The 1,276-nt window shown below is 77.0% G+C and carries 2 protein-coding genes; both read right to left on the reverse strand.

Features of this window, described 5'->3' with window-relative positions:
* Positions 1 to 423: DMT family transporter (locus tag E1211_RS32060; protein WP_371686236.1), on the reverse strand; the 423-nt coding region annotated here is incomplete at its 3' end.
* Positions 424 to 560: 137 nt separating this feature from the next.
* The coding region (locus E1211_RS32065; RefSeq protein ID WP_243709804.1) for an HAD family hydrolase at positions 561 to 1,276 on the reverse strand (716 nt) is incomplete at its 5' end.

The raw sequence follows: 1,276 nt of genomic DNA on the forward strand, positions 1-1,276 counted from the left end.
GGCCAAACCCACCCCCGCGCACGCCCAGCTCGCCGCCCGCCGCGCGGTGAGGACCGACAGCGCCAGCGGGCCGAGCACCTCCAGGGTGACGGCCGGGCCGAGCGGGATCCGCTCGATGGCCTGGTAGAAGATCGAGTTCATCGCCGCGAGGGTCAGCCCGAACGTCCCGGCCAGCAGCCAGTCCGCCCGGTCGTGGCCCCGCAGCCGGGGCCGGCACACGGCGAGCAGCAGCACCGCGGAGATGGCCAGCCGGAGGGTGACCGCGCCGGCCACCCCGGTACGCGGGAAGAGCGTCGACGCCACCGCCGAGCCGAACTGCACCGACAACGCCCCGCCGAGCACCAGCCCCACCGCGCCCACGTTCGTGCGGCGGACCGGTGGCGCGCCCGGCGCCAGCCGGTCGGCGATCAGCGTGTCGGTCATGCCGGTGACGCTAGGGGCCGCCCCTCAGCTGGGCGTACGCCGCCTCTTCCGAGGTGAGCCAGCCCTCGTCGCGCGGCGGTGGGCCCTCCGGCCGCCGGGGACGGCGGCCGCGGCCGGCAGCGCGCGGCCGGGCAGGGTCAGGCCGGCAGGGCGAGGTCGAGGACCGCCCCGAGACCGTTCTCCCGGCCCGCGTCGGCCGCGGGCAGCACCAGCACGGCGCAGCCGGCCGCGGCGGCACCCGCGTCCGCCGGCGTGTCGCCGACCATCAGGGTCTCCTCCGGGTCGACGCCGAGCATCCCGCAGGCGCGCAGGAAGATCCCGGGGTCGGGCTTGCAGCGCCCCACCTCGTACGAGAGCACGAAGGCGTCGACCAGGTCGGTGAGCTGCCAGGTGTCGAAGTGCGCGCGCAGGTCGAAGCCGATGTTGCTCACCACCGCCACCCTGATCCCCGCGTCACGCAGCGCGGCGATGGTCGGCGCGGTGTCCGGGTAGGGGACCCACCCCTCGGCCACCAGCAGCCGCTCGTAGAGCGCCTCGGCGAGCCCCTCGATGCCGGCGTCGACCGTCTCGGCCAGGCCGGTGTAGGCGGCCCGGTGGGCATGCGGGTAGAGGTCCCGCGTCGCCCAGTCCTCGGCCAGCCGGGGCGGCACCCGGGCGGGCAGCGGCCCACCGGCCCGGCCCGCGGTGAGCAGCCGGTCCGCCAGGATCGTGGCCTTGACCCGGTCGAGGGTGACCCCGCACGCCGCCGCGGCCTTGACCACCCAGTCCAGGGGCTCCTCCACCTGGGCGAGCGTGCCGTGGAAGTCGAAGAGCACCGCCTTCACGGGGCGGCGCGAGGGCCGGGGTCGGGGGG

Origin of the sequence: Micromonospora sp. 15K316, assembly GCF_004348525.1 — a bacterium.
Taxonomy (GTDB): Bacteria; Actinomycetota; Actinomycetes; order Mycobacteriales; family Micromonosporaceae; genus Micromonospora.